24 protein-coding genes and 1 pseudogene are annotated in these 24,496 nt (G+C 70.2%); 7 read left to right on the top strand and 18 right to left on the bottom strand.

Annotated elements, in window-relative coordinates; translation table 11 throughout:
- Positions 1–33: 33 nt before the first annotated feature.
- Positions 34–1,005 (top strand): helix-turn-helix transcriptional regulator, encoded by a 972-nt coding sequence (locus ACWEO7_RS10300; RefSeq protein ID WP_452422426.1) that lies wholly within the window; start codon positions 34–36, stop codon positions 1,003–1,005.
- 5 nt (positions 1,006–1,010) lie between these two features.
- On the top strand, positions 1,011–1,757 hold the full coding sequence (locus tag ACWEO7_RS10295) for an aminoglycoside phosphotransferase family protein (protein WP_452422424.1): 747 nt from the start codon (positions 1,011–1,013) through the stop codon (positions 1,755–1,757).
- A 52-nt stretch (positions 1,758–1,809) separates the two neighbouring features.
- On the opposite strand, the pseudogene ACWEO7_RS10290 reads toward ACWEO7_RS10295, so the two are convergent.
- Positions 1,810–1,995, bottom strand: a pseudogene (locus ACWEO7_RS10290) (FAD-dependent oxidoreductase); the annotation flags it as partial.
- A gap of 105 nt (positions 1,996–2,100) precedes the next feature.
- Between ACWEO7_RS10290 and ACWEO7_RS10285 the strand changes: the two are divergent.
- Positions 2,101–2,658: a TetR/AcrR family transcriptional regulator gene (locus ACWEO7_RS10285; protein ID WP_452422422.1), complete on the top strand. Its 558-nt coding sequence runs from the start codon at positions 2,101–2,103 to the stop codon at positions 2,656–2,658.
- Positions 2,659–2,692: 34 nt separating this feature from the next.
- Here ACWEO7_RS10285 and ACWEO7_RS10280 read toward each other — a convergent pair whose 3' ends face one another.
- The 7 genes from ACWEO7_RS10280 to ACWEO7_RS10250 all read right to left on the bottom strand — a co-directional run bounded on the left by ACWEO7_RS10280 (position 2,693) and on the right by ACWEO7_RS10250 (position 11,134).
- Complete coding sequence (locus tag ACWEO7_RS10280) at positions 2,693–3,991, bottom strand: amino acid deaminase (RefSeq protein WP_452422538.1); 1,299 nt, start codon at positions 3,989–3,991, stop codon at positions 2,693–2,695.
- A 41-nt stretch (positions 3,992–4,032) separates the two neighbouring features.
- Complete coding sequence (gene ppc, locus ACWEO7_RS10275) at positions 4,033–6,804, bottom strand: phosphoenolpyruvate carboxylase (RefSeq protein WP_452422420.1); 2,772 nt, start codon at positions 6,802–6,804, stop codon at positions 4,033–4,035.
- A 66-nt stretch (positions 6,805–6,870) separates the two neighbouring features.
- Positions 6,871–7,290, bottom strand: a complete 420-nt coding sequence (locus tag ACWEO7_RS10270; RefSeq protein ID WP_450024149.1) for a VOC family protein — start codon at positions 7,288–7,290, stop codon at positions 6,871–6,873.
- Between the two features lie 92 nt (positions 7,291–7,382).
- Positions 7,383–7,952 carry a GTP-binding protein gene (locus ACWEO7_RS10265; protein WP_452422536.1) on the bottom strand — a complete coding sequence of 190 codons (570 nt, stop codon included), beginning with the start codon at positions 7,950–7,952 and terminating at the stop codon, positions 7,383–7,385.
- 16 nt (positions 7,953–7,968) lie between these two features.
- The gene (locus ACWEO7_RS10260) at positions 7,969–8,313 is read right to left on the bottom strand and encodes a DUF742 domain-containing protein (protein WP_355080657.1); all 345 of its coding nucleotides are present in this window, start codon (positions 8,311–8,313) and stop codon (positions 7,969–7,971) included.
- Positions 8,310–8,738, bottom strand: coding sequence for a roadblock/LC7 domain-containing protein (locus ACWEO7_RS10255; RefSeq protein ID WP_450024143.1), 429 nt, complete (start codon positions 8,736–8,738; stop codon positions 8,310–8,312). The genes ACWEO7_RS10260 and ACWEO7_RS10255 overlap by 4 nt, the downstream gene beginning before the upstream one ends.
- Entirely contained in the window at positions 8,735–11,134 is a 2,400-nt protein-coding gene (locus tag ACWEO7_RS10250) for a sensor histidine kinase (RefSeq protein WP_452422419.1), read from the bottom strand. Before ACWEO7_RS10250 ends, ACWEO7_RS10255 begins: the two co-directional genes overlap by 4 nt.
- Positions 11,135–11,549: 415 nt before the next feature.
- Here ACWEO7_RS10250 and ACWEO7_RS10245 point away from each other — a divergent pair, with 415 nt between their 5' ends.
- Positions 11,550–12,056 (top strand): DUF3558 domain-containing protein, encoded by a 507-nt coding sequence (locus ACWEO7_RS10245; protein ID WP_452422534.1) that lies wholly within the window; start codon positions 11,550–11,552, stop codon positions 12,054–12,056.
- Between the two features lie 200 nt (positions 12,057–12,256).
- Here the strand turns inward: ACWEO7_RS10245 and ACWEO7_RS10240 are convergent, their stop codons facing one another.
- The 6 genes from ACWEO7_RS10240 to ACWEO7_RS10215 all read right to left on the bottom strand — a co-directional run bounded on the left by ACWEO7_RS10240 (position 12,257) and on the right by ACWEO7_RS10215 (position 20,111).
- Entirely contained in the window at positions 12,257–13,276 is a 1,020-nt protein-coding gene (locus tag ACWEO7_RS10240; protein ID WP_452422418.1) for a hypothetical protein, read from the bottom strand.
- A gap of 43 nt (positions 13,277–13,319) precedes the next feature.
- Positions 13,320–13,838, bottom strand: coding sequence for a PspA/IM30 family protein (locus ACWEO7_RS10235; protein ID WP_452422417.1), 519 nt, complete (start codon positions 13,836–13,838; stop codon positions 13,320–13,322).
- Between the two features lie 39 nt (positions 13,839–13,877).
- Positions 13,878–14,645, bottom strand: a complete 768-nt coding sequence (locus ACWEO7_RS10230) for an alpha/beta hydrolase (protein WP_452422533.1) — start codon at positions 14,643–14,645, stop codon at positions 13,878–13,880.
- A gap of 108 nt (positions 14,646–14,753) precedes the next feature.
- On the bottom strand, positions 14,754–17,261 hold the full coding sequence (gene pheT, locus ACWEO7_RS10225; RefSeq protein ID WP_452422415.1) for a phenylalanine--tRNA ligase subunit beta: 2,508 nt from the start codon (positions 17,259–17,261) through the stop codon (positions 14,754–14,756).
- A 33-nt stretch (positions 17,262–17,294) separates the two neighbouring features.
- Positions 17,295–18,356: a phenylalanine--tRNA ligase subunit alpha gene (pheS, locus tag ACWEO7_RS10220; RefSeq protein WP_452422413.1), complete on the bottom strand. Its 1,062-nt coding sequence runs from the start codon at positions 18,354–18,356 to the stop codon at positions 17,295–17,297.
- A gap of 327 nt (positions 18,357–18,683) precedes the next feature.
- Positions 18,684–20,111 (bottom strand): MFS transporter, encoded by a 1,428-nt coding sequence (locus ACWEO7_RS10215; protein WP_452422411.1) that lies wholly within the window; start codon positions 20,109–20,111, stop codon positions 18,684–18,686.
- Between the two features lie 103 nt (positions 20,112–20,214).
- On the opposite strand from ACWEO7_RS10215, the gene ACWEO7_RS10210 reads away from it, so the two are divergent.
- The gene (locus ACWEO7_RS10210) at positions 20,215–20,787 is read left to right on the top strand and encodes a TetR/AcrR family transcriptional regulator (RefSeq protein ID WP_379256340.1); all 573 of its coding nucleotides are present in this window, start codon (positions 20,215–20,217) and stop codon (positions 20,785–20,787) included.
- Positions 20,788–20,841: 54 nt separating this feature from the next.
- Here ACWEO7_RS10210 and ACWEO7_RS10205 read toward each other — a convergent pair whose 3' ends face one another.
- The 4 genes from ACWEO7_RS10205 to infC all read right to left on the bottom strand — a co-directional run bounded on the left by ACWEO7_RS10205 (position 20,842) and on the right by infC (position 23,083).
- Positions 20,842–21,633 carry a TrmH family RNA methyltransferase gene (locus ACWEO7_RS10205; protein WP_452422409.1) on the bottom strand — a complete coding sequence of 264 codons (792 nt, stop codon included), beginning with the start codon at positions 21,631–21,633 and terminating at the stop codon, positions 20,842–20,844.
- Positions 21,634–21,673: 40 nt separating this feature from the next.
- Positions 21,674–22,054, bottom strand: a complete 381-nt coding sequence (gene rplT / locus ACWEO7_RS10200) for a 50S ribosomal protein L20 (protein ID WP_452422408.1) — start codon at positions 22,052–22,054, stop codon at positions 21,674–21,676.
- 110 nt (positions 22,055–22,164) lie between these two features.
- Positions 22,165–22,359 carry a 50S ribosomal protein L35 gene (gene rpmI, locus ACWEO7_RS10195; protein ID WP_039797322.1) on the bottom strand — a complete coding sequence of 65 codons (195 nt, stop codon included), beginning with the start codon at positions 22,357–22,359 and terminating at the stop codon, positions 22,165–22,167.
- A 58-nt stretch (positions 22,360–22,417) separates the two neighbouring features.
- Positions 22,418–23,083 (bottom strand): translation initiation factor IF-3, encoded by a 666-nt coding sequence (infC, locus tag ACWEO7_RS10190; RefSeq protein WP_452422532.1) that lies wholly within the window; start codon positions 23,081–23,083, stop codon positions 22,418–22,420.
- A gap of 337 nt (positions 23,084–23,420) precedes the next feature.
- Here infC and ACWEO7_RS10185 point away from each other — a divergent pair, with 337 nt between their 5' ends.
- Both ACWEO7_RS10185 and ACWEO7_RS10180 read left to right on the top strand, forming a co-directional pair.
- Positions 23,421–23,948, top strand: coding sequence for a DinB family protein (locus tag ACWEO7_RS10185; protein WP_452422406.1), 528 nt, complete (start codon positions 23,421–23,423; stop codon positions 23,946–23,948).
- A gap of 4 nt (positions 23,949–23,952) precedes the next feature.
- Entirely contained in the window at positions 23,953–24,294 is a 342-nt protein-coding gene (locus ACWEO7_RS10180) for a DUF1844 domain-containing protein (RefSeq protein WP_397078091.1), read from the top strand.
- Positions 24,295–24,496: the final 202 nt, after the last annotated feature.

The raw sequence follows: 24,496 nt of genomic DNA, 5'->3' as shown, positions 1-24,496 counted from the left end.
CTCCTGTCCAGGTTTCCGGCTAGTCTCGCCTACGTGCGGGCCAGTCGATTGGTGCAGCTGCTGTTGCTGTTGCAGACGCGGGGCAGACTCACCGCGCCCGAACTGGCCAGGGAACTGGAGGTGTCGGTGCGCACCGTCTACCGCGACGTCGAGGCACTCTCGGCGGCCGGTGTCCCGGTCTACAGCGAGCCGGGCCGGGCCGGCGGCGTGCGGCTGGTCGACGGCTACCGCACCCGGCTCACCGGCCTCACCACCGACGAAGCCGACGCGGTGCTGCTGACCGGTCTGCCCGGCGCCGCCGCCGATCTCGGGCTCGGCACCGTGCTGGCCACCGCGCAGTTGAAGGTGCTCGCCGCGCTACCGCCGGAACTGCGCGGGCGGGCGACGCGCATCGCCGAACGGGTGCTCGTCGACGCGCCGGGCTGGTTCCACCGGCCGGACGAGACGCCGATGCTCGCGGCGATCGCCGACGCGCTCTGGCACGACCGCAGGCTGCGAGTGCGCTACGGCCGCAACGACAAAGTGGTCGAGCGCCTGCTCGACCCGCTCGGTCTGGTGCTCAAGGCGGGCACCTGGTACCTGGTCGCGCGCAGCGGGTCCACACCGCGCTCGTACCGGGTCGGCCGGATCCTCTCCGCCGAGCCGACCGGCGAAACCTTCTCCCGCCCAGCACAATTCGATCTGCGCACACATTGGTCCGAAGCCGCCGACGAATTCGCGCGCTCGATGCTGCGCGTGCGGGCGCGCTGCCGGATCGCCGCCACCCACCTGCGCCTGCTGCGGCTGACGAACGATCCGGCGGCGGTCGCGGAGGCACTGGCCTCGGCGGGACCGCCCGATGCCGAAGGCTGGGTCGAGTTGGTGGTTCCGTCGGAGTCCTACGACGTGCTCGCCCACGGCCTGCTGCCGCTCGGCGAGCACGTCGAGGTTCTCGACCCACCGCAGTTGCGCGCTCGACTCGCGGCGACCGCAGCCGCCATGCACGCGCGCTACTCCGGGAAGTAGTTCCTATGCCACCTGATGCCGAAGTCCCCCTGACCGGAGGACGAATCACCCCCGGCGTGGTCCGCGGCGGCGACACGGTGCGACGACCCACCACCGCCTCGTCGGCCTTCGTCGCCGAGCTGCTCACGCACCTCGAGCAAGTCCGTTTCGCCGGCGCACCGCGTTATCTCGGACTCGACGACACCGGCCGCGATACCTTCACCTACCTGCCCGGATGGGTGCCCGCCAGGTTCCAGCGCTGGACGGACACCCAGGTCGCCGCAGCAGGGGCCCTGCTCCGTTCGCTCCACGACGCAACCCGCGACAGCGGGCTCACGGCAGGCCGACCGGTCGTCTGCCACCACGACCCCGGCCCCAACAACACCGTCTTCCGGAACGCCCGACCGGTCGCCTTCATCGATTTCGATACCGCCGCCCCCGGCGATCCGCTCGAAGACTTCGGGTACCTCGCCTGGACGTGGTGCGTCTCCTCGAAGCCCGACGCACCACCCGCCCCCGCCCAAGCAGCCCAGGTGCGAATCCTCGCCGGCGCTTACGGCCTCACCACCGCCGAGCGAGCCCACGTCGTCGACGCGATGCTCGATCGCCAGATCCGCAACGCCCACTGGTGGACAGCACAGCTGACCGAACCCGGCCATCGCGACACCAGCCCCGAGCAGATCGCCTCCCGCATCGCCTGGTCCGAACGGGAACATGCCTACACCAGCGCCCACCGCGCCGCCTTCGAAGCGGCACTCCGGCACGACGGATGATCCGGGTCCCGAGAGTGCCGCCGCACCGACATTCGGCCCGGGAAGCCCGGTGAGACAAGCGGATCCGCCGAGGTCCATCGGCGGATGGACTACTCACCTGCCGTGCGCGGCCGCCGGGTGATGTCCGGCCGATTTCGGCGCCCCGCTCAAGCACTTCGACGCGCCGGCCCTGCCGGAGGAAGGCGACCGCGGTCGCCAGACCACCGATGCCACCCCCCACGATGACCACCTCGGGCATCGTTTCCCCTTTCTCCGGACCACTCGGCTGCCCCGAACGTTACTACGAATGTAGTGCCGCCGCGCCGGACTGTAACCGGTATCACTACCGCTGTAGTATCGAGGGATGTCCGGTAAGCGCGAACTCGTCTTGGACGCGGCGATCGAGCTGCTCGGGTCCCGCGGGATCCGAGCCCTCGTCCACCGCGCGGTGGACGAGGTCGCGGGCATGCCCGCCGGATCGGCGTCCAACTACTTCCGCACCCGTGCGGCGCTGCTGACCGGTATCGCCGAGCGCCTCGAAGCTCGCGACTACGCGGATTGGGCGGCGCTCAACCGGCGGCCCACCCCCGCCACCATCGAGGAACTCGTCGACGGCACGGCCGCCTTCGTCGTCCACGCGGTGCGGACCGACCGCGCACGGACATTGGCGCGCTACGCGCTGTTCCAAGAAGCGCGGACCTCGCCCGCGCTGCGCGAGACCGTGCGCAGCGGCCACCGCAGGCTGACCGAATGGGCCGCGAGCCTGCTGGCGAACGTCGGCGGGGACCGGGCGACGACACAGATCCTGGTCGGCCAGCTCGAGGGCATCATCCTGCATCAATTGGTGGATCCGGCACCGGATTTCGATCCCCGTCCGATGCTGGACCGGTTGGTGCGCGCGCTGCTCGCTTCGAACGACTAACGCCGGGCAGCGCGGCCGAAGCCCGGCGCCACCGTCAGAAGAACGTGTGCAGGAGATCCACCACTCGCGGCGAGGGCGCGTCGGCGTCATCGATCACCGGGATCAGCCGCCATTTGTCGAAAGCCGTGCACGGGTGGGACAGACCGAGCCGAACGACCGCCCCGATGGGCAACTCGGTGGCGGCGCCGCCCGGTAACCGGAGGAAGGCGTGCTGGTCGTTGAGCGCGGATACCGTCGCGTCCGAATCGAGCGCACCGCCCAGCGGTCCTGCGACGCGTTGCGGAACCGGCATCCCCTCGTCGAAAGGCAGATCGCGTCTGCCCGCGTCGAGCAATGCGAGGCCGGGCTCCGGGCGCGAGAGTGCGCGTGCCCAGCCGTGCATCGCCGAGCGCAGCGGCCGCGCGCACTCGGGAGCCGCCAATGGCGACATGCTCGCGTAGAAGCCGTCATCGTGGATGACATACGCGCCCGAGCGCAGCACGACCGTCGTCGCGACACCTTGCCTGCCCTGCTCGTCGGACAGCGGGCCGAGGTACTCGAGCGCCAGCTCCGGATAGGCGCTCCCACCGGCGGTGACGACGGCCGGGCCGCGATATCGCCCCGCCGCGGCGAGTTCCCGGTGCAGCCGGGCGAGTTTCCCGAGGTAGTCGCGCACCGCGCGGATACCGGTCGCAGTGCGGTCGTGTGCGAGCGCGCCCTCGTAACCGCCCACCCCGGCGAGCGTCAGCCGGGACGCGCCATCGATCGCCCGAGCTACGGCGTGCGCCTGTTCCACCGTGCGTGCGCCGGTTCTGCCGTGCGGGCCGCCGAGTTCCACCAGCACCCGAATCCGTGCCGACTCGGGGGCGGTGCGCAGATGCGCGTCCATCAAGGCAACCGTTTCGGCGCTGTCGGCCCAGCAGTAGAACTCGAAAGACGGATCGTGCGCCGATTCCGCCGCGACCCACCGCAATCCGACCGGGTCCACCAGCGCGTTGGCCAGCAGCACCCGCGCGACGCCGAAGGATCGCGCCACCTGCGTCTGCCAGATGGTGGCCAGGGTGATGCCCCATGAGCCCGCGGCCAGCTGATCGGCCCACACCTGCGGCGCCATCGTCGTCTTGCCGTGCGGCGCCAGCCGAACGCCTGCCGCGCGCACCCACTCGGCCATGACCGCGATGTTCTCCGCGAGGGCCGCGCGATCGACCGTGAGCACCGGCGTCTCCAGTTGGTCGAGCGCCGGGGCGGCAGCGCGGAGTTCGCGCACGGTCCGGCCCCAGAACGCGGGTGGCATGCCCTTGTGCTCGGGACCGATCCGGCGGTCCGCCAGCGCCGCCACGGCTGCTTCGTCGATCGACACGACGTCCTTCCTACCGGACGCGGGCCCTTCGGCGGCTAACCCGAGTTGCGCAGTGCGGTGGCCAGGCCGTTCATGGTCAGCAGGATGCCGCGTTTCACCAGTTCGGAGTCGTCCCCGGCGCGCAGGCGGCGCAGCAGCTCCACCTGCATCTGGTTCAGTGGTTCCAGGTAGGGGAAGCGGTTGTGGATCGACTCGGCCAGCGACGGGTTGTCGGCCAGCAGGTGATCGTTGCCGGTGATCGCGGCGTGCATGCGGACGGTCCGGGCGTGTTCGTCGCGGATCATGCCGAAGATCTGCTCCCTCAACGCCACGTCGTCCACGAGTTCCGCGTAGCGGGCGGCGATGTCCAGATCGCTCTTGGCCATCACCTGCGCCAGATTGGACAGCACCGTGCGGAAGAACGGCCAGCGGCGATACAGATCCGCCAAGGTGGCCAGGCGCTCCGGGTCGCCGTCGATCCACTCCTCCAGCGCGCTGCCGGTGCCGTACCAGCCCGGCAGCATCACCCGCGACTGGCTCCACGACATCACCCACGGGATGGCGCGCAGGTCCGCGACCGAATTCGTCGGCTTGCGCGAGGCGGGCCTGCTGCCGATGTTCAGATCGCCCACCTCGGCGACCGGCGTGGACTGCCGGAAGTACTCGACGAATCCGGGCGTCTCGTGCACCAGCCGCGCGTACGCGGCGCGGGCGCGGGCCGCCAGGTCGTCCATGATGCCGTAGGACGGCTCGGCGTCGGCGCCGAGACCCTCCACGTCCAGCAGCGTCGACTCCAGGGTGCCCGCGATCAGCGACTCCAGATTGCGGTGCGCCGCACCGGGTTCGGCGTACTTCGCGGCGATCACCTCGCCCTGCTCGGTCAGCCGCAGCGAGCCGCGCACCGCCCCGGCAGGCTGGGCGAGGATCGCGTCGTAACTGCGGCCGCCGCCGCGGCCGACCGTGCCGCCGCGGCCGTGGAACAGCCGCAGCCGGATGCCGGTCTTGCGTGCGACCTCGACCAGGTCCAGCTCGGCCCGGTACAGCGCCCAGTTGGCGGCCAGATACCCGCCGTCCTTGTTGGAGTCGGAGTAGCCGAGCATCACTTCTTGACGCATGCCCTGCGCGGCCACCAGGTCGCGATAGACCGGCACCTCCAGCGCCGCGGACAGCGTGTCCGCGCCCGCGCCGAGGTCCTCGATGGTCTCGAACAGCGGGACAATGCCCACCGGGCAGCTCGGCGGCCCGTCCGGCTCCCCGGGGTCGAGCAGTCCGCCTTCCTTCAGCAACAGGGCGGCTTCGAGCAGATCGCTGACCGACGTGCACATGCTGATGATGTAGTTCGGCACCGCCTCCGCGCCGAGCGTGTCCACCACGTCCCGGGCGGCGCGGACGATGCCGAGCTCCTTGCCCGCCAGTTCGCTCAGCCGTGCGTGCGGGCCGAGCAACGGGCGGCGGGTGCGCAGCTCGGCGGCGAGCAGTTCCACCCGTCGCGACTCCGGCAGGCTCGCGTAGTCGGGGTGCACCCCGGCCCAGGCCAGCAGTTCGGCGACGACCTGCTCGTGCACCTCGGAGTTCTGGCGCATGTCCAGGCTCTGCAAATGGAAGCCGAACGTCTCCATGGCATGGCGCAACGCGGCGAGACGATCGTCGGCGAGCAGGCCGTCGCCGCTGCGCCGCAGCGAGGCATCGATCGCGTCCAGGTCGTCCAGGGCGGCCTGCGGGGTCGGATAGGGCCGCGCCCCGGTATCCAGCCCGTTCGGCGGAACCTCCCCGAGCGCCGTCAGCGCGGTGGCCGTCAGCCGGGCCCGGACATGGTGCAGCGCACGGCGATACGGCTCGTCGGCGTGCGCCGCCGGATCGGGGTATCCGGTCTCGGCGAGCGCGGCGACCTCGGGCGTCACGGTGACCAGCCGGGCCGACAACGACAGCGTCTTCTCCAGCTCCACCAGCTCGCGCAGGTAGCGTTCGAACGCCACGCCCGCGGCGCGGGAGGCGGCCTGCCGCACCACCTCGGCGGTGACGTACGGATTTCCGTCGCGATCGCCGCCGATCCACGAGCCGGGACGCAGCATCGGGCGCGCCAGCAGCTCGGCCCCCGGCCAGCGCGAGCGCAGCGCGGCGCGCACCTCGGCGTTGAGCGCCGGGATCACGTCGAACAGGGTCAGGTCGTAGTAGCGCAGACCCACCGAGATCTCGTCCTGGATGCGCAAGCGCGCCAAGCGGATCAGCGCGGTACGCCACAGGCTCAGCACCTGGCGGCGGATCCGCCGCTCGAGGTCGGCGCGCTCGCGCTCGTTCTCGGCGTAGCGCTGGCGCAGGCGCATCAGCTCGGTGATCCGGGCCTGCGCGTCGAAGACGGTGCGGCGGCGCGTCTCGGTCGGGTGCGCGGTGATCACCGGGGACACCAGCGCGTCGGCCAGCAGATCCGCGACCCGGTTTCCGTCCAGCGCCGCCGCGTCCAGCTTGCGATAGGTCGCCGCCAGCGACGAGTCCTGCGGCGGTTCGCCCGCCGTCTCGTGCGCGACGCGGCGGCGGTCGCGCTGGATGTCCTCGGCCAGGTTGGCCAGCAGCACGAAGTAGCTGAACGCGCGGATGAGCGGAAGGGCCACCGCGATGTCCACGCCGTCCAGCATCTCGGCGACGGCGCTGCGACCGACCTCCTCGCGGCGCACCCGGAACGCTTCGATACGCACGCGCTCGATGAGGTCGAAGACCTCCGGCCCCTCGTGGTCGCGAATGGTGTCGCCGAGCACGCCACCGAGAAACCGGATGTCGTCGCGCAGCGGCCGGATGGCGTCCTGTTGGGTCTCGCTCGTCGTTTCACCCATGATCAGACAGTATTGTCCTCCGGCCCGCCGGGAAATGCGACGCGGCCCACACCGGCCGCGCCCGGCTCAGCCGGGAAGTTCGGAGAAGCGCAGGTGGTTGCCCCACGGGTCACGGAACCCGCAGTCGCGGACGCCGTACGGCTGCGAGATCGGCTCCTGCGTCACCTCCACCCCGGCGTCGCGCAGCCGGGCGAACGTGGCGTCCACGGCGTCGGTGGTGAAGATCAACGTCCCCTGCGCCCCGTTGGCCAGGCGGGCCCGCGCCGCCGCGCCGGCCGCCTCGTCCGGCACCATCTCGGGGGTCTCCAGAATGAACTCGATGCCAGGCTGCTTCGCCGGGCCGACGGTCAGCCAGCGCCCACCGGCGAACGGCAGGTCCGCGCGCACTTCCAGGCCGATCACGTCGCGATAGAACTCCAGGGCCTTGTCCTGGTCACCGACCAGGACGCCGATGTGGGTGAGTGCGAGGTCCGCGCCGTTGCTCATGATGTTGCTCCTTCTTCGTCAGGGCCGGGCAACAGTACCGACGACGCCCGCGCGGCGAATTCATCGGTCGCGGCGCATTCTCGCGGCGACCCTCAGCCCGCGTCCCTGGCGGTGAGGTGATCCGCCCGGTGCAACAGGACCTGTTCGAGTAGCGAGACCAGCACCTCCTTGACCGAATCGCGCTGCCTGGCGTCGCATTCCAGCACCGGGATCCAATCCTCCAGTTCGAGCGCCTCGCGGACCTCGCCGAGGTCGAAACGCGTGCTGCCGTCGAAACGGTTGACCGCGATCACGAACGGCGTACCGCGTGCCTCGAAATAGTCCAGTACCGGATAGCAGTCGTCGACGCGGCCGGTGTCCACCACGATCACCGCGCCGAGCGCACCGTCGACCAGGTCGTCCCACAGGAAGACGAAACGGTCCTGGCCCGGCGTGCCGAACAGGTACAGCAGCAGTGCGCTGTCCAGGGTGATGCGCCCGAAGTCGAGGGCGACGGTGGTCTGCGTCTTGTCATCGCGGTGCCCCGCGTCGTCCACGCCGACGGCCATCTCGGTCATCGCCGCCTCGGTCACCAGCGGCTCGATTTCGGAGATGGCTCCGATGAATGTCGTCTTTCCGACGCCGAAACCACCGCTGACCACGATTTTCACCGAGGACGGCATGGTCGGCGTTCGCATGTCAGAGTGCCCGGACAAGGTCTCTGATCCTCTCGATGGCGGCGGCGGTGAGCTGGTCGGCGGAGCGCACGGTCACGTGCCCGGTGGCGGCCAGGTCGCTGACCACGACCTTGGCGACCCCGACCGGCACGCCCAGCGCGGCGCCGATCTCGGCGATGGAGTGCGGCCGCTGGCACAGCCGCACGAGGGTGCGCTGCTCGAAACGCAGCGGCGCGGACAACGCGGCGGGTTCGGCACGCACCAACGTCTCGATGCGCAGTCCGTCCAGCAGCGGCCTGGTGCGTCCCGCGGTGACCACGAAGGGCCGCACGAATCGGTCCTCGCCGGAAGCGAATTCGTGTCTCATCGCCGCAGCGACTCACGCAGTTCGGCGATGAGCGCGGGATCGAGCAGCGCACCGGCGCGGTCGGCCAGCACCGCCATCTCGTAGCCGACCAGACCGACATCGCACCCGCTGTCGGCGATCACCCCGAGACAACTGCCGTCGCCCATGGCGGAGACGAGCAGGAACCCGCGCCGCATCTCGATCATGATGAGTCTCAGGCCGTCGAAGGAGTAACTGCGCGAGGCGCTGCGGGCCAGCCCGACCAGCCCGGACACCATGGCGGCGAGCCGGTCGGCCGAGGCGCGGTCCAGTCCGTCGGACATGGCGATCAACAGGCCGTCCGAGGACACCGCGGCCGCCTCGCGCACACCGTCGGTCTCGCGAACGAAGTTGGCCAGCATCCAATTGAACGTGTGCGGGTCGGCGCTCGATATGTGGGTGGTCACCGGATCTCCTCTGCCATGGTCGCGGCGGGCTGGAATTCGGGCGCCGCGTCGGCGGCGCGGACGCGGTCGTGCCGCGCGGCGGCGTGCCGTGCGGGCGCGCCACGCTGATGTCCCGTCCGGAAGGAGGACAGCATGCTGCGGATCTCCTCGGGTGAGCGCTCGACCGCGGGGGCGGGCTCCGTCCGGGGCGGCGCGTCGGGCCGCACGCCGGTGGCGGCAGCGCGGGCCTTCTTGTTTCGTTTCACCAAGCCGTTCTTGGTGTGCCGCGCCGCGGGTTCGCTCGGCGCCGGTCCGAACGGCTCTTCTGCGCGGCGGGATTCGGTGAGGCCGACGCTCGCTGTCGGCTCGGTCCGTGCGGAAACGAACTGCGTGTCAGGCGACGACCCGGTGTGCGCCGGTGCGCGGTCGCCCGTCGTACCGGTAGCGGTACCGCGCGATTGCGGCCTCGTCGACCTCGAACCGGTCGGAGACCCAGCGGTATCGCCCACCGTGGCGGTGTGGGAGGTGGCGGGATCGTCGCGCCGATCCGGCTCGGTCTCGACCATGCCGGGCGGCAGCGTCAGGCGCGCGGCGATGCCGCTCACCGGCGAGACGCTCAGTTCGACCGTGATGCCGAGCCGCTCGGCGAGCCTGCCGACCACATAGTGGCCGAGGTGGCGGGTCGGTGCGACGACAAAGTCCTGTTCGCCGCGCAATCGCGCGTTGGCCTGGGCCAATTGGTCGGCGGGCATGCCAACGCCGTGGTCGACCACCGCGAGCAGGTACCCGTTGGGCCCGGCGCGCCCGTAGATCTCCACCTCGACATCCGGTGGCGAGAACGCCAGCCCGTTCTCGATCAGCTCCGCGAGTATGTGCGCCAGTTCGCTGGCCGTCGCGCCGGCGATGAGCACGTCGTCCATCCGGCGCAGCACCACCCTGCGGTAGTCGTCGACCTCGGACAGGCCCGCGCGGATCACGTCACTCAGCGGGATCGGTTCGGCCCAGCGGCGCGGGCTCGCCTCGCCGACCAGCACGAGCAGACTTTCGGCGTTGCGGCGCATGCGGGTGGCGAGATGGTCGAGCTCGAACAGGTTCGACAGCGCCTTGGGATCGAGCTCCTCTCGTTCGAATTCGCTGATCAGGCCGAGCTGGCGGCGCACGAGGTTCTGGTTGCGGCGGGCCAGGCTGACCATCGACTCGGTGGTGTTGCGGCGCACCAGCGCCTGCTCCGACGCGAGGGCGAAGGCGGTGGACTGCACCCGATCCAGCGCTCGTGCCACGGCGACGATCTCGACGCCCGCCCCCGGCGGCGGTCGCACCGGGGCGGGCGGGTCCGGCGGCCGGGTGTCGTCACCGGTGCGCCAGGCCGAGATCACGTCGGGCAGCCGCCGACCGGACACGTCGTCGGCGTCCGCGGCCAGCGCGGCCAGCGGCCGGACGATCGCCCGCACCGCGGCGACAACCAGCGCCACCTCCAGCGCGATCGCCGCCAGCGCGGCGAGCACGAATGCGCCGAGGGTCAGCGCGGCGTCGCCGCGCAACACCTCTGCCCGCTGCCGCACGTCGGCGCCGACCGTCTGCTGCACGGTGCGCTGCTGGTCGATGACCGCGGTCATCCTGGTCCACCAGGCGATCGGATCGACCCGGCGCGCCAGCGGTCCGCCGCCTGCGGCGATCGCCACGTTCTCCGACTCCGCGGCCGCGTCCGCGTCCGCGCCGTCCGGCACGGCGTCCAAGCGCGCCTGCTGCGCGCCGGTCGCGTCGCGGGCGAACGCGGCCAGTCCGGCCAGTTTGGCCGCGCGGATGTCGAGGAATTGCACGTACTCGCCCGGCCCGAAGGCATCCGCGGCGAAGACGCCGTTGAGGAAGCCGCGCTCGCGAGCCGTCTGCTCCTTCGCCTCACCCAGCGCGTACAGCGCTTGCAGTCCGTGCCGGACCACCGGGTCGGCGGCCTGATCCAGACCGAGGGACAGGTGGTTCATGGCGTCGATCGCGTCGGTGTAGTACTGGAACGCCGCCTGCCGGGGTGTTCGCCGCTGGTCGATGGTGGATCGGGTCGCGTCCAGATCGGCCAGCGGCCGGGCGGCCTCCCGCACCCGATCCGCGCCGGGCGGGCCGTCCGCCGCCGCCTGCCGCAGGGCGCGCAAGGCGCGGTCGACCGCACCGCGCTGGTCGTCGACCAGTTGGCGCAAGCGCTGGTCGCCGCCGAGCAGGCCATTGGTCAGGCCGCGCTCGCGCTGTGTCTCGTGCACCAGGTCCTGTACCGCCAGCGCGAGGGTCACCGCGGCGACGGTGTCCCGGCTCTTCCGATACGCGTCCACTTCGCGCGCCACCAGCGTGCCCAACAGCGCGAGCACCAGCACGAGCGACACCACGAGGATGCGGGCCAGCTGCCCGCGGATGGTTCGCGGGCGCACAATTCCACCGCCGGACACCTGGCGTTCACCGTCGGAAATGCGGAGGGGGACAACCGGTGTGCCGCCGGAATTCTCCGGTCGTCCAGGTGACCGCACCACCCTCTGCTCCTCCGATCAGCCGCCGCGCCTGCTCCACAGCGAGCACGTGGAAATCAAGGGGAAACTGTCACACGGCCTACCCGTCGTCAACGCGAGAATCGGGCAAAACGGACACTGTGCGGACTTCTAAACACACTGGCAACGAAGAGTTACGAGCGCGACAAAACCGGCATCCGCGAACGAATGCCGAGACTCGTTGTGTCCTACCCACCTTCGCCCGCCGCGAAACCTCGCGGCCCGACTCTGATACAGTCCGGCGCGACACACCGGATGGCAAGAGGGCTGGATGGCGCACCGAATTACGTTGGTTCCCTTGGTGATAGCACTCGCGTTAGGACTGGCCGCCTGCGGCGACGAATCCGGCGGGTCCTCCGCGACGACCAGCACGCAAACCGCGAGCGCCGCGGGCACGGCCACCCCGCTGTTCGATCCCTGCACCGGCATCCCCGACGCCGCGCTGACGAGCGCCGGACTCGATCCGGCGAGCAAGCAGGTCGGCGTCGGCGGGGTGAAGCAGCCCGGTTGGGAGATCTGCGGATGGAAGGGCGCCGACTTCACCCTCGGCGTGTTCTCCAACAACATGTCCGTGGCCGAGTTCGAGCGGAAGCCGGGCAATGTCGACTTCCAGGACGTCACCATCGCCGGACGCACCGGACGCCAGTTCCGCGTGGACGACGCCGCCAAAGACCAGATGTGCGACGTGCTCTTCCCCGCCCGGCAGGGCCTGCTGCAACTGACCCTGGTCAACAAGACCGCGGACCAGAACCCCTGCGATCGCCTCGCGACCGTCGGCGAAGCGATCGTCCCGGCGCTGCCGAAGTAGCACCGCCCCACTCGAGGCAGGACCGGGTACGGATTCGCCCAGCGCAGCCGACAACCACGACCATCTCGCGGCGGCATCGGCGGAACTCAGATCGCCGGTTACTCTCGCACGCAACCACACCAGCTCGATCACCGGTTTCGAGCGAAGCGAGACCGAGCATGCGCCGTTGGCGCTGGAAAAACCAACACAGGCGCTGGAAATCAGTCAGAGAGGATGCCGAGTACCTCGTCGGAGGTGTAGAAGGGGGCGAGGCGCTCGCGGATCAACCCGGCGAGAACGCCTTCGCGCTTCGCGCCCTCGATGACCGCCGGTCCGTACCGGAGGATCTCCTGGACGATGTCGTCGCCGGTCAGACCGAGTTCGGGCAGCATGGCCGCCAAGGTGTAGTCGCCGTACTTGGTGAAGAACACCTCCACGCACTCGTCCAGGAGCAGGCCGAAGTACTCCTTCTCGCGGGTGGTGACGGCGATCTCGTAGCACAGCAGCACCAGCTCGTTGAGATCCTTCTGGCTGAGGTATTCGCGCAGACCGCTGACCGGCTCGTCGGCATGCAGATCCCAGAACTCCATCGCGGCGGCGTGCACCGGGGCGTCGCGCAGCATCTCGCGGATGGCGTTGTTGGTCCGCTTGAGGGCGAACAGCGCGCCCTTGCCCGCGAGGTCGCCGACGAAGGTGCCGTCGGCGGCCTTCTTGGCGCGATTGGCCGCGGACTGACCCAGCGACATCAGCGAGGACACACCCGGGATCTTCTCGGCGCGCTCCCGGTTGGCCTGCACGAAGTCGTTGATCAGCTTGTCCACGAACTTCGACGCGACCGTCGCCACCAGCGGGCTCTCGGTGAGCCGGTCCAGGATGCGCTCCTGCGCCTGGTGCATGCCGAAGATCTTCTCCAGCAGCGCCTCCACCGGCTCGCGCTCGACCACCTCGCCGAGCGTGTAGTCGTGGTTGGCGGCGATGTGGTCGTAGATGGAGTCGGCGAACACCCCGACCATATCGGCGAGAACCGGACTGCCGCCGATCAGCTCGACGACCGTGCGGACGGTCTGCTTGGCCTGGTCGATCTTCACCACGTCCCGGAAGACGAGCGTGTCGGCGACTCCGAGCACCGCCTCGGTGTCGCGCGCGACCACCTCCGCGAAACGCTCGCCGGTCACCTCGGCGAGCAGGAATGCCACCTGGGCCTCCAGTAGCCGTTCGGCGATCTCACGCGGCTCGCTCATCGAATTCCACCCATCACACCTCGTGCGGCGCGCCCGGCGCGGTTCACGGCTGGTGCGGGTCGGCGTCGTTGCCGTGCAACGATTTCCGGATCCGGTCCAGGCGCTCACGCGCGGCTTGCTCACGTGCCTGCCATTGTTCGTCCACGCTGCGGCCCGCTGGAGTCTGCCGGTCGAGTTCACCCATCCCCTGCGCGGTGTCGTAGCGATGCTCGACCTTATCGCGAACTGACTCGAAAGTAGGAACACCGGAGGCCGAATATCCGCCACTCGCGGCGGACTCCGGCATACCCGGCGGCGGTACCGGTACCGCCGGTACCGCGGAACCGCCGCCGACCTGGCCCGACACATCGGGCGTGTGCTGCGGGAACCCAGGCTCGCCGGCCGGGGTGGCAGGAGTCACATTTCCGGCCGCAGCCGCATCACCGGTTTCCAACAGCCCGACCAGCGCGGCGTGGACCGCCGCGAACCCGGGACGCGCCGCCGTCGCGGCCAGCAGTACACCTGCCAGCTCCGCGTCCGGCAGCCCGGCCAACCGGCTCGCGATTTCGCTGTTGTCACTCATACCGCCAGGCTACGCACGCGCGACCGCACCGAAGGCCGTTCACGGCCGCACGCGCGCACCCGCCCAGTCGCGCACCAGGTCGTACCAGGCCGAGCCGCCCACCACGATCAGATCGTTGTGCCCGGCCCCGGGAAAGACCACGAGCCGTTTCGGCTCCGGCGCCGCGGCGTAGAGCCGTTGCGCGTGCCGCAGCGGCAGCAGTTCGTCCTGGTCGCCGTGCATGATCAGCACCGGAGCGCGCAGCGCGCGAATGCGGCGTTCGTTCGGATAGGCGTCAGGCACCAAGGCCGCGGGCAGGAACGGATACACCGAGCGAGCCGCATCGCGCAGGCCGCTGAAGGTGGACATCAGCATCACTCCGGCCGGGGGATGGTGCTGTGCCAGTTCGAGCACGACACCGCCCCCGAGGGACTTGCCCAGGTACAGCACACGATTCGGATCGACGCCGGGTTGTTCCAGCAGCGCCCGGCGCGCCGCGCGCGCGTCCAGGTAGGTGCCGTGCTCGGTCGGTTTCCCGGTGCTGCGCCCGTAGCCGCGGTAGTCGAAGGCCAGCACGTCGAAACCGGCCCCGGTGAGCAACGCGAAGATCGGCACCCGGTCGCCGAGATTGCCCGCGTTCCCGTGCGCGAACAGGATGTGCCCGATCGAATCGCGGGCAGGCATCCACCACGCGTGCACGGTCTCCCCGTCCGCCGTGGGCAGGGACAGGTCCGTGTACTCCATGCCGAGCAGCGCCGGAGTTTGCAGCACCGTCCGCTCCGGCAGATAAGTCAGCGCGTTGAGGATCGGACGGGCCGGGTGTCGCATGCCCACGTTCTTACTCCTGAACAGGCGAGGCCGGGTCGGGCGGGTGCCGCGACATCAGGCACGGCACCGCGTCCACGACATCAGCCGCGCAGCACCGCGCCCACGACATCAGCCGCGCAGCACCGCGCCCACGGCGTCAGCCGCCGCCGCGACCGCCGCGTCGCGCGCCGCGCTGGCCTCGTCCTCGGTGAGGGTGCGGTCGGTGGCACGGAAACGCAGGGCGTAGGTGAGCGACTTACGTCCCTCACCCGCCTGAGCGCCCTCGTACACGTCGAACAGCGCGATGTCCTCCAGCAGCTCGCCGCCGCCGGTGCGCAGTGCGGACTCGACGGACGCCGCCGGGACGGTCTTCTCGACGCTCACCGAGACGTCCTGGAGCACCGCCGGGAACGGCGACACCGTCGGGACCGGCCGGGACTCGCGCAGCGGCAGCGCGTCCAAGTCGAGTTCGACGGCGCAGGTGCGCGGCGGCAGGCCGGAACGTTCCAGCACGGCGGGATGCAGCTCACCCGCGTAGCCGACGACCGTTCCGTCGACCACCAGCTCGGCGCAGCGACCGGGATGCCAGGGCAGCTGGGCCGCCGCACGGCGCTCGATGGTCACACCGGCGGCGTCGCCGACGGCGTCGGCGATGGCGAACGCGTCGGCGGCTTCGACCGGACGGCCCGGCCCCCACGGCCCGCGCGGCTCCCGGCGGCCGGTCAGGACGGCGGCCACGTGCACCGGCTGTTCCGGCAGCGAGTCCAGCAACTCGGCGATCTCGTCGTCGGTGGGGCGCCGGTCCACCGGCAGCGGGTCGACCGCTCTGGTGTTCGCGCCCGGCAGCACGACTTGCGCGATGCCGTAGATCGCCAAGTCACGCGCGCCCCGCGAGATATTGCGGGCCGCCACCTCGAGCAAACCGGGGAGCAGGGTGGTGGCCAGCTCGGCGCGCTCCACGTCGAGCGGATTCAGCACCCTCGTGGTGGCGCGGCGCGGGTCGTCGGCGTCCAGGCCCCAGGTGTCGAACACTCCGGCGGGCAGGAACACCGGCGGCGGCACCTCCACGGCGCCCGCGAACGCCAGCGCGCGGCTGACGGCGCGCCGGCGGCGCTGGGTCGGCGTGAGCCCACGCCCGGCCGGTGCGGCGGGCAGCACGGACGGGATCCGCTCCAGGCCCTCCAGCCGCAGCACCTCCTCCACCAGGTCGGCGGGCTGAGCCAGGTCGGGCCGCCAGCTCGGCGGGGTCACCACCAGCTGAGCGTGCCCGGCCTCGCTGACGCCGACCTCGACCGTGCAGCCGATCTGGGCCAAGCGGCGCGCCGAGGTGCCGGTCGCGTACGTGACGCCCGCGACGCGGTCGGCCAGGTCGATATCCATCCGGATCGGCTCGGGCGGCGGGACCGGGGTCCGGACGTCGGTCAGCACGGGTTCGATGGTGCCGCCGGCGATTTCGGCCAGCAGCGTGGCCGCTCGATCGAGCGCGGCCACGTTGATCTCCGGGTCGACGACCCGTTCGTACCGCTTGCCCGCCTCGGACACCAGTTTGTGCCTGCGCGCGGTCCGGTAGATCAGCAGCGGGTTCCAGGTGGCCGCCTCGAGCAGGATGTCGGTGCTCTCCGCGCCGACCTCGGTGCTCGCGCCGCCCATCACACCGGCCAAGGAGATGACGCCGGAATCGTCGGCGATCACCACGTCCTCGACGTCGAGCGCGCGCTCCACGTCGTCCAAGGTGCGCAACTTCTCGCCCTTGTGCGCGGAACGGACCACCAATCCGCCCGACACCTTGTTCGCGTCGAAGGCGTGCAGCGGCTGCCCAAGCTCCAGCATCACGTAATTGGTGACGTCCACGGCGGGCGAGATCGGACGTATGCCCGACAACAGCAGCCTGCGCTGCAACCACCACGGGCTCACCGCCTCCGGGTCGACGCCGGTGACCCGGCGGGCCGCGAAACGCGTGCACCGGGAGTCCGGCTCGACCCGGATCGGCCAGGCTTCCTGCTCGTGGTCGGGCAGGGTGCGCACCGCCGGATCGGCGTACTCGAGATCGAAACCGCAGGCCAGCTCGCGCGCCAGGCCGCGAACGGAGAAGCAGTAGCCGCGGTCGGGAGTGATGTTCAGCTCGATGACGGTGTCGTCCAGACCGAGCAGCGCGTTGGCGTCGGCGCCGGGCTCGGCGGTGCCCGGTTCCAGCACCAGGATGCCGGAGTGGTCCTTGCCGATCCCCAGTTCGGCGACCGAGCAGATCATCCCGTTGGACACGTGACCGTAGGTCTTGCGCGAGGTGATCTCGAACCCGCCGGGCAGCACGCCGCCGGGCAGCACCACGACCACCAGATCACCGACCTGGAAATTCCGTGCGCCGCAGATGATCTCCTGCAACTCGGGCTTACCGATGTCCACCTTGCAGAAGCGGATCGGCTTCTTGAACTCGGTCAGTTCGGTGATCTCGGCGACGCGGCCGACCACCAGCGGCTCGCCGCCCTCCTCCGAACCCGCGATCCGCTCGAGCTGGTCGAGCTCTTCGACTTCCAGCCCGACCCGGACGAATCCCGCGTCGAGCTCCTCCGGCGTCACCGACCACTCCGGGTTGGTGCGCTGGATGATTTCGGTCAGCCAGGACTGCGCTACTCGCACTTGACGTTTCGCTCTCTCGATCGAAGGGTGAGGTCAGGACCGGATGCCGAAGGGCAGCGTGAAACGCACGTCGCCCTCGACGATGTCGCGCATGTCCGGTATGCCGTTGCGGAACTGCAGCGTGCGCTCCAGGCCCATGCCGAAGGCGAACCCGCTGTACGCGTCGGGGTCGATCCCGCTGGCGATCAGCACCTTCGGGTTCACCATGCCGCAGCCGCCCCATTCGACCCAGCCCGCACCGCCCTTCTTGTCCGGGAACCACACGTCGACCTCGGCGGAGGGCTCGGTGAACGGAAAGTAGTTGGGCCGCATGCGCGTGCGGGTCTGTGGTCCGAACAGCGCGCGAGCGAACGCGTCCAGCGTGCCGCGCAGATGCGCCATGGTCAGGCCCTTGTCCACCGCAAGGCCTTCGACCTGGGAGAACACCGGTGTGTGCGTGGCGTCCAGTTCGTCGGTGCGGAAGGTGCGGCCCGGGCAGACCACGTAGATCGGCAGCTCGCGTTCCAGCATCGAACGCACCTGCACCGGCGAGGTGTGCGTGCGCAGCACTTGGCGCGAGCCCTCCGGCGCGATGTGGAAGGTGTCCTGCATGGTGCGGGCCGGATGGTCGGGCAGGAAGTTCAGCGCGTCGAAGTTGAAGTGCTCGGTCTCCACCTCGGGACCTTCGGCGACCTCCCAGCCCATCGCGACGAACACGTCGGCGATCTGCTCGGAGATGACGGTGATCGGATGCCGCGCGCCGACGGCCGCCCGGCGCGCGGGCAGCGTCACGTCGATGGTCTCGGCGACCAGCACGGCGGCGTCGCGCTCGGCCAGCAACGCGGCGCGGCGGGACTCGAACGCCTCCGACACCCTGGACCTGGCGACGTTGACCCGTTTGCCCGCGTCCGCCTTCTCCGTCTTGGGTAGGCTGCCCAGCGCGCGTTGTGCCAGCGCCAGCGGCGCCTTGCCGCCGAGGTGCTCGGTTTTCGCGACCGCGAGCGCATCCAGGTCGGCGGCAGCGGCGAACGCCTTCTCGGCGGCCGCCGCGGCCGCGGCCAGTGCCTCCTCGGTCAGCGCCGCGTTCTGCTCGCCTGCGTCGATGTCGTCGGCCACGATGCTCCGTCTCTCCCCTGGGGATCAAGTCGCGGGCACCGCTGCTCGCCTGCCCGCATTGCTGCTGGTCGCAATCGTATTCGATGGGCCTCGGCGGATTCACGCGGATTACCCGCCACGCCGCGCGAGCCGTGTGGTACCGGCGAGCCTGCCGGGCGCACGCCGGCCCAGCCCGTTACCCGTCCGGAACGGCGCGAGTCATCACGTGCTCGCAGGCGGTGACCGGTCAGGAGAGAGAAAGACCAGCTCCGGCGGCCGCCGCGAAACGCCCCGCCCTGGGCGATACCGAGGGACCGGGCGCTCTGCGATCAGCGCGCGACAGTGCGGTCAGCGCGCGGCGGTGATGTGGAGGGGCAGCAACCGTGACACCAGCGCGCCGACCGCCACGATCGCGGCACCGACCCACACCGCGGGCACCAGTCCGTCGACGTAGCTCTGCGGATCCAGGTACGAGCCCCGCGCCGCGAACACCGACGCCAGCACCGCGACGCCCATGGCGACACCGACTTCCCGCAGGGTGTTGTTGGTTCCCGAGGCCATCGCGCGGTCCTCCTCCGCCGCGGCGGCCATCACCACCGTCGCGCCCGGCGCGAAGGTCAGGCCCATGCCGATCCCGCCGAGCAGAAACGGACCGACGAACGACAGGTAACTCGCGTCGACGGAAGTGACCAACGCCATCCAGCCCAGCGCGACGGCGAGCAATGTCTGTCCGGTGGTGAGCAGTGCACGGGCGCCGACCTTGTCGACGATCAAACCCGCCAGCGGAGCGACCACCATCGGCGCCATCGTCCACGGCATGGTGCGAATGCCGGATTGCAGCGGTCCGTAGCCCTGCACGACCTGGAAGTACTGGGCCAGCAGGAAGATCGAGCCGAAGACGCCCATCGAGAAGGTGAAGCCGGTCATGTTGCTCACCCGGAACGCGCGGGAGCGGAACAGGCGCAGCGGCAGCATCGGCTCCGGCGTGCGCAGCTCCCAGGCGATCAGGCAACCGAGCAGCAACACGCCGCCGACCAGCGCGGACAGCACGCCGCGAGACGTCCAGCCATCATCGGCGCCGTGGATGACGCCCCACACCACCGCCAGCACGCCGCCCGCCGACAACAGCAGTCCCGGCAGGTCGACTCGTCGGCTGCCGCCGTGCGACTCCGCCAGCACCCGCAGCGCGAACGGCAGCACGACCAGCCCGATCGGCACGTTCACCCAGAAGATCCACTGCCAGCTCAGCCCCTCGACGACCGCGCCGCCGATGAGCGGCCCCAGCGCGACGCCGAGGCCGGCGATCCCGCCCCAGATGCCGATGGCGGCGCTGCGCATCTTCTCCGGCACCGCCGCCGACAACAGTGTCAGCGACAGTGGCATCACCCCCGCCGCGCCGAATCCCTGTACCGCCCGCGCCGCGATGAGCATGCCCGGTCCGGTCGCCAGTGCGCAGACCGCGGACGCCAGTGTGAACAGCGCGATGCCGAGCAGGAAGATCCGCCGCCTGCCCAGTCGGTCACCGACCGCGGAGGCGGTGAGCAACAGCGAGGCGAACGACAGCGTGTAGGCGTTGACGAACCATTGCAGGTCGGCCAGCGAGGCGCCCAGCTCGGTGCGGATCACCGGCAGCGCGTTCGTCACGACCAGGTTGTCCAGCGTGACCATGAACATCGGGATACCGACCGCGGCGAGGACGGCGGCGAGCCTGCGACCGCCGATCGTCGCCTCGGTCGCGGCGACGGGCGCCGTGGCGGATGGAAGGGTCTCGGTCATGTCCAGTCCTTGTTGTAATCGACTGATAACTAATGCCCGAAACGGTATGCATCGACTGATAACATGTCAAGAGCAAGGCCGGTACCAGCGAAGACGGAGAACGATGGCGACCAGAACCAGGATGACGGCCTCCGAACGGGGCGAACAGGTGCTGCGCGCGGCGGTCTCCGCGTTCGCCGAATGCGGTTACGCCGCCACCAGGACCGACGAGATCGCCCGGCGAGCGGGCGTGTCACAGCCCTACGTGATCCGGCTGTTCGGCACCAAGCAGAACCTGTTCCGCGCCGCCCAGCACCGCGTCTGCGACCGGATCGAGGAGATCTTCCGCGCCGCGCGCGCCGAGGCATCACCCGAGGCGGCCCCCGACGAAGCCCTCGCCGCCCTCGCCACCGGCTATTCGGTCTTCCTCGCCGAACGCGAACTGCTCCAACTTCTGCTGCACGGCTTCGCGGCCAGCGCGGACCCGGAGATCGGCGACCAGGTCCGGGCCCGGTTCGGCGGTATCTACCACCTGATCCGCGACCTGACCGGAGCGCCGGAGACCGAGGCGCGCCGCTTCCTCTCCACCGGAATGCTGCTCACCGTCATGAGCGCGATGCGAGTGGCGGGCCCGGACGCGGTGCCCGCGACGTGGGCGACAGAAATCCTGGAGAACTTGAGCACCGAAGGCGACTGAATTCCGTTCGAGCCACAAAGGGGCCGCGAACCCCCAGCCGCAGGCGCTGGAAATCTAATACCGCACGCGTGAGTTCGCGTAAAGGCAGATCGCGGCGGCCGTCGCCAGATTCAGGCTCTCGGCGCGGCCGCGAATGGGAATGCGGACGCGGTGGTCGGCGCGGCGCGCGACAGCCGGGTCGAGGCCGTGCGCCTCGTTGCCGAACAGCCAGGCCACCGGTTCGGTGAACAATTCGTCGGCGTCGTCGAGGTCGACCTCGCCGTTCGCCGCCGTAGCGAGGATCGTGATGCCCGCCGCGGCCATCGCGTCCAGCGTCTCGGCGACATCGCGGTGCCGGGCGATCGGCACATGGAAGATGCTGCCCGCGCTGGCTCGCACGCATTTGCCGTTGTGCGGGTCGACCGTGTCGCCCGCCAGCACCACGCCGTCGGCGCCGACCGCATCGGCGACTCGGATGACCGTGCCTGCGTTTCCCGGCTCGGCCATCTCGACCGGGACGGCGAGCATCCGGGGTCCGGCGTCGAGGATCGCGGCCAGGGGCACGTCGAGCAGATCGCAGACCGCCACCAAGCCCGGCGCCGTGACCGTTTCCGCGAGATGCTCCGCCGCGCGGTCGCTGACCAGCGTGGTGCGGACGCCCGCCGCGGACGCGCCCGCGATCAGCGCGTGGTCGCGTTCGGCGGCCGCCTGCGAATAGAACAGCTCGTGGACGCGCGCGGTCTCCAGGGCCGCGGCGACGGCATTGGCTCCTTCGGCGAGGAATCGGCCCGCTTTGCGGCGCTGCGCTCCGCGTTGCAGCTTGACAGCGGAAACGACCCGCGGATTGCGCTCACTGAGCGCTTCCACGGGTCGTTCCGAAAGTCGTCCGGGTGTCAACGAACGCGACTCAGGCGGCCGGTGCGTTGACATCCTGCGGCAGGGCGGCCTTGGCGACCGCGGCGAGGCCGGCGAACGCCTCGGCGTCCGACACCGCGAGCTCGGCGAGGATCTTGCGGTCCACCTCCACACCGGCGGCCTTCAGGCCCTGGATGAAGCGGTTGTAGGTGATGTCGTTGATCCGCGCGGCGGCGTTGATGCGCGCGATCCACAGCTTGCGGAAGTCACCCTTGCGCGCCCGGCGGTCCCGGTAGGCGTAGGCGAGCGAGTGCAGCTGCTGCTCCTTGGCCTTGCGGTACAGCCGCGAGCGCTGGCCGCGGTAGCCCTTGGAGGCCTCGAGGATGGAACGGCGCTTCTTCTGAGCGTTGACGGCCCTTTTGACGCGTGCCACTGGTCAGTCCTGTTCGATCTGGGGGCGCGGGGCGGCGCCCGGAAATGGGTCGGGGGTGGCGACGGAGGTACTCCGGTCGCGGGTGCGTGCCGGTCTGCGCGGGGGCGCGATCAGAGACCGAGCAGCTTCTTCACGCGACGGACGTCGGCGGAGGCGACGACTTCCACACCGTCCAGACGACGAGTCCGGCGGCTGGGCTTGTGCTCGAACAGGTGGCGACGGTTCGCCTGCTGGCGCAGCAGCTTGCCTTTACCGGACACCTTGAATCGCTTCGAGGCGCCGCTGTGCGTCTTCATCTTCGGCATGGATTCCTCTATCTGTCGTCCCGGCGGTCGGGGCGGACCGCCGGTGTTCTGATCGGTGTTACTGCGGGCCGGCCGTCTCGGCCTGCTCCGCGGCGGGCTGACCGGCCGGGGCGGCGCCGGGCGCCGGGCGCGAAGCCGACTCCTGCTGCGCCTTCACCCGGGTCTTCGCGCCCTTGTGGGGGGCGAGGACCATGGTCATGTTGCGACCGTCCTGCTTGGCCGAGGTTTCCACGAAACCCAGATCGGCGACGTCGGACGCCAGCCGCTGCAGCAGCCGGAAACCGAGTTCGGGGCGGGACTGCTCGCGTCCCCGGAACATGATCGTCACCTTGACCTTGGACCCGGCCTCGAGGAAGCGCACGACGTTGCGCTTCTTGGTCTCGTAGTCGTGATCGTCGATCTTCGGGCGGAGCTTCTGCTCCTTGATCACCGTCTGCTGCTGGTTCTTCCGAGACTCGCGCGCCTTCTGCGCCGTCTCGTACTTGAACTTGCCGTAGTCCATGATCTTGCAGACCGGCGGACGGGCATCCGGTGCCACCTCGACCAGATCGAGGTCGGCTTCGAGGGCGACGCGTAGTGCATCTTCAACACGCACGATCCCAACCTGCTCGCCGCCCGGTCCGATGAGCCGGACCTCGGGAACACGGATGCGATCGTTGATGCGGGTCTCAGTGCTGATGGGGCCTCCTAGGTCAAGCGGTGTCGTCAGACGACCGCGCGCAATAACTGCAACCCCTGTTCAACACGAAGGCCCCGGTGCGGTATTCCGCGCACGGGGCCCGATGTCGACCGATCACCGACCACGAGCGAACTCGGGTCGACTCTCGCGCGGCAGGTTCTCCATGAGAACCCCGGCACGAGAAACCCACCCTCGCGGGGTGGGTGACCGGACCGCTGAACCGTACGATGACTCGTCGGCAACGGTGGGAGTCGGGCTCCACTTATCAGCCCCGGGACAGCCCGGGGCGGTCGTCAGCGGAGAGTCTAACATTCCGTTCGGCTATCGCCGAATCGGCCGAAAATGCGTTGCCCGGCCAGGCCCGGCATGCCACGCTCCCCCAGTGCTCACACCACGCCGCGACCTGCTGCGATGGCAGTTCGACCTGACCTGGTCACTCGCCGGGATCCACCTCGACGCACTCACACCGGAGGACTTCCTCTGGGAGCCCGCCGAGCTCACCTGGACGGTACGCCCCGACGCCGATGGGGTGTGGCGGCCGGACTGGGCCGACACCGAACCCGACCCCGTGCCCGTCCCGACGATCGGCTGGCTCACTTGGCATATCGGCTGGTGGTGGGGCACGGCCATCGACCACGCCGAGGGTCTCACCCCGCCCGCGCGGCAGGACGTGCACTGGCCCGGTGACGGCGCCGCGGCCATCGCCTGCCTGCGCGAGTTGCGCATCGAATGGGAACGGCTGCTCGCCGGGCTGGACGAGGCCGATCTGGACCGTCCCTCCGCCTATCCGTGGCCCGCCGACGCCGGGCTGACCATCGCGCATCTGGCGGGCTGGGTGAACGCGGAGCTGATGAAGAACGTCACGGAGATCGGCCACCTCCGGATGCTCCGGGTGGCGTCGCTAGCCTGAAGGCATGACTGACGAGCTCGACGCCTCCGTACGCGAACTGGCCGACATCCCCGCGGTCGAGGTGATCAGCCGCGCCGCCGTGATGCTGATGAGTTCGGCGGCCGAGAAGCTCGGGCTGGCGGACGAGGACCCCGACACCAGCCCGCGCCGCGACCTGGACGAGGCGCGCCGCGTGATCACCGCGCTGGCCGGACTCGTGACGGCGTCGGTGGAGTACCTGGGTCCGCACGCGGGACCGATGCGCGAGGGGCTGCAGTCCCTGCAACGCGCCTTCCGTGAGTCTTCCGCGCATCCCGACGAGCCGGGCAAAGGCCCGGGCGAGAAATACACCGGTCCGGTCTACTGACCTCGCGCGGTTCCCGAGCCTGGCATTGGAAGACGCCGGACCACCGCACCGCGCTGAACAATCGACAGGCCGCGGCGGGTCAGGAGCAGGTCGTCCATCGGTGACGTGCCCGCCCGATCCATTCTCAGCGTTCCGCCCGGTCGAGCAGAGAATTCCGAAGTACCGGTGGAATTGTGAGCGAATACCGTTGGGTACAACGATG

The organism is Nocardia sp. NPDC004260, assembly GCF_053603155.1.
The sequence above is the reverse complement of the archived record's forward strand: the minus strand, read 5'-3'. Positions and strand labels throughout refer to the sequence as shown.

Coding starts and splice junctions, on each gene's coding strand:
- ppc (WP_452422420.1), bottom strand. CDS start 6,804: ATGGGTGAAACGACGAGCGAGACCCAACAGGACGCCATCCGGCCGCTG.
- ACWEO7_RS10260 (WP_355080657.1), bottom strand. CDS start 8,313: ATGAGACACGAATTCGCTTCCGGCGAGGACCGATTCGTGCGGCCCTTC.
- ACWEO7_RS10180 (WP_397078091.1), top strand. CDS start 23,953: ATGACTGACGAGCTCGACGCCTCCGTACGCGAACTGGCCGACATCCCC.
- ACWEO7_RS10210 (WP_379256340.1), top strand. CDS start 20,215: ATGGCGACCAGAACCAGGATGACGGCCTCCGAACGGGGCGAACAGGTG.
- ACWEO7_RS10285 (WP_452422422.1), top strand. CDS start 2,101: ATGTCCGGTAAGCGCGAACTCGTCTTGGACGCGGCGATCGAGCTGCTC.
- ACWEO7_RS10230 (WP_452422533.1), bottom strand. CDS start 14,645: ATGCGACACCCGGCCCGTCCGATCCTCAACGCGCTGACTTATCTGCCG.
- ACWEO7_RS10215 (WP_452422411.1), bottom strand. CDS start 20,111: ATGACCGAGACCCTTCCATCCGCCACGGCGCCCGTCGCCGCGACCGAG.
- ACWEO7_RS10295 (WP_452422424.1), top strand. CDS start 1,011: ATGCCACCTGATGCCGAAGTCCCCCTGACCGGAGGACGAATCACCCCC.
- ACWEO7_RS10240 (WP_452422418.1), bottom strand. CDS start 13,276: ATGAGCGAGCCGCGTGAGATCGCCGAACGGCTACTGGAGGCCCAGGTG.
- rpmI (WP_039797322.1), bottom strand. CDS start 22,359: ATGCCGAAGATGAAGACGCACAGCGGCGCCTCGAAGCGATTCAAGGTG.
- ACWEO7_RS10265 (WP_452422536.1), bottom strand. CDS start 7,952: ATGCCGTCCTCGGTGAAAATCGTGGTCAGCGGTGGTTTCGGCGTCGGA.
- ACWEO7_RS10235 (WP_452422417.1), bottom strand. CDS start 13,838: ATGAGTGACAACAGCGAAATCGCGAGCCGGTTGGCCGGGCTGCCGGAC.
- ACWEO7_RS10270 (WP_450024149.1), bottom strand. CDS start 7,290: ATGAGCAACGGCGCGGACCTCGCACTCACCCACATCGGCGTCCTGGTC.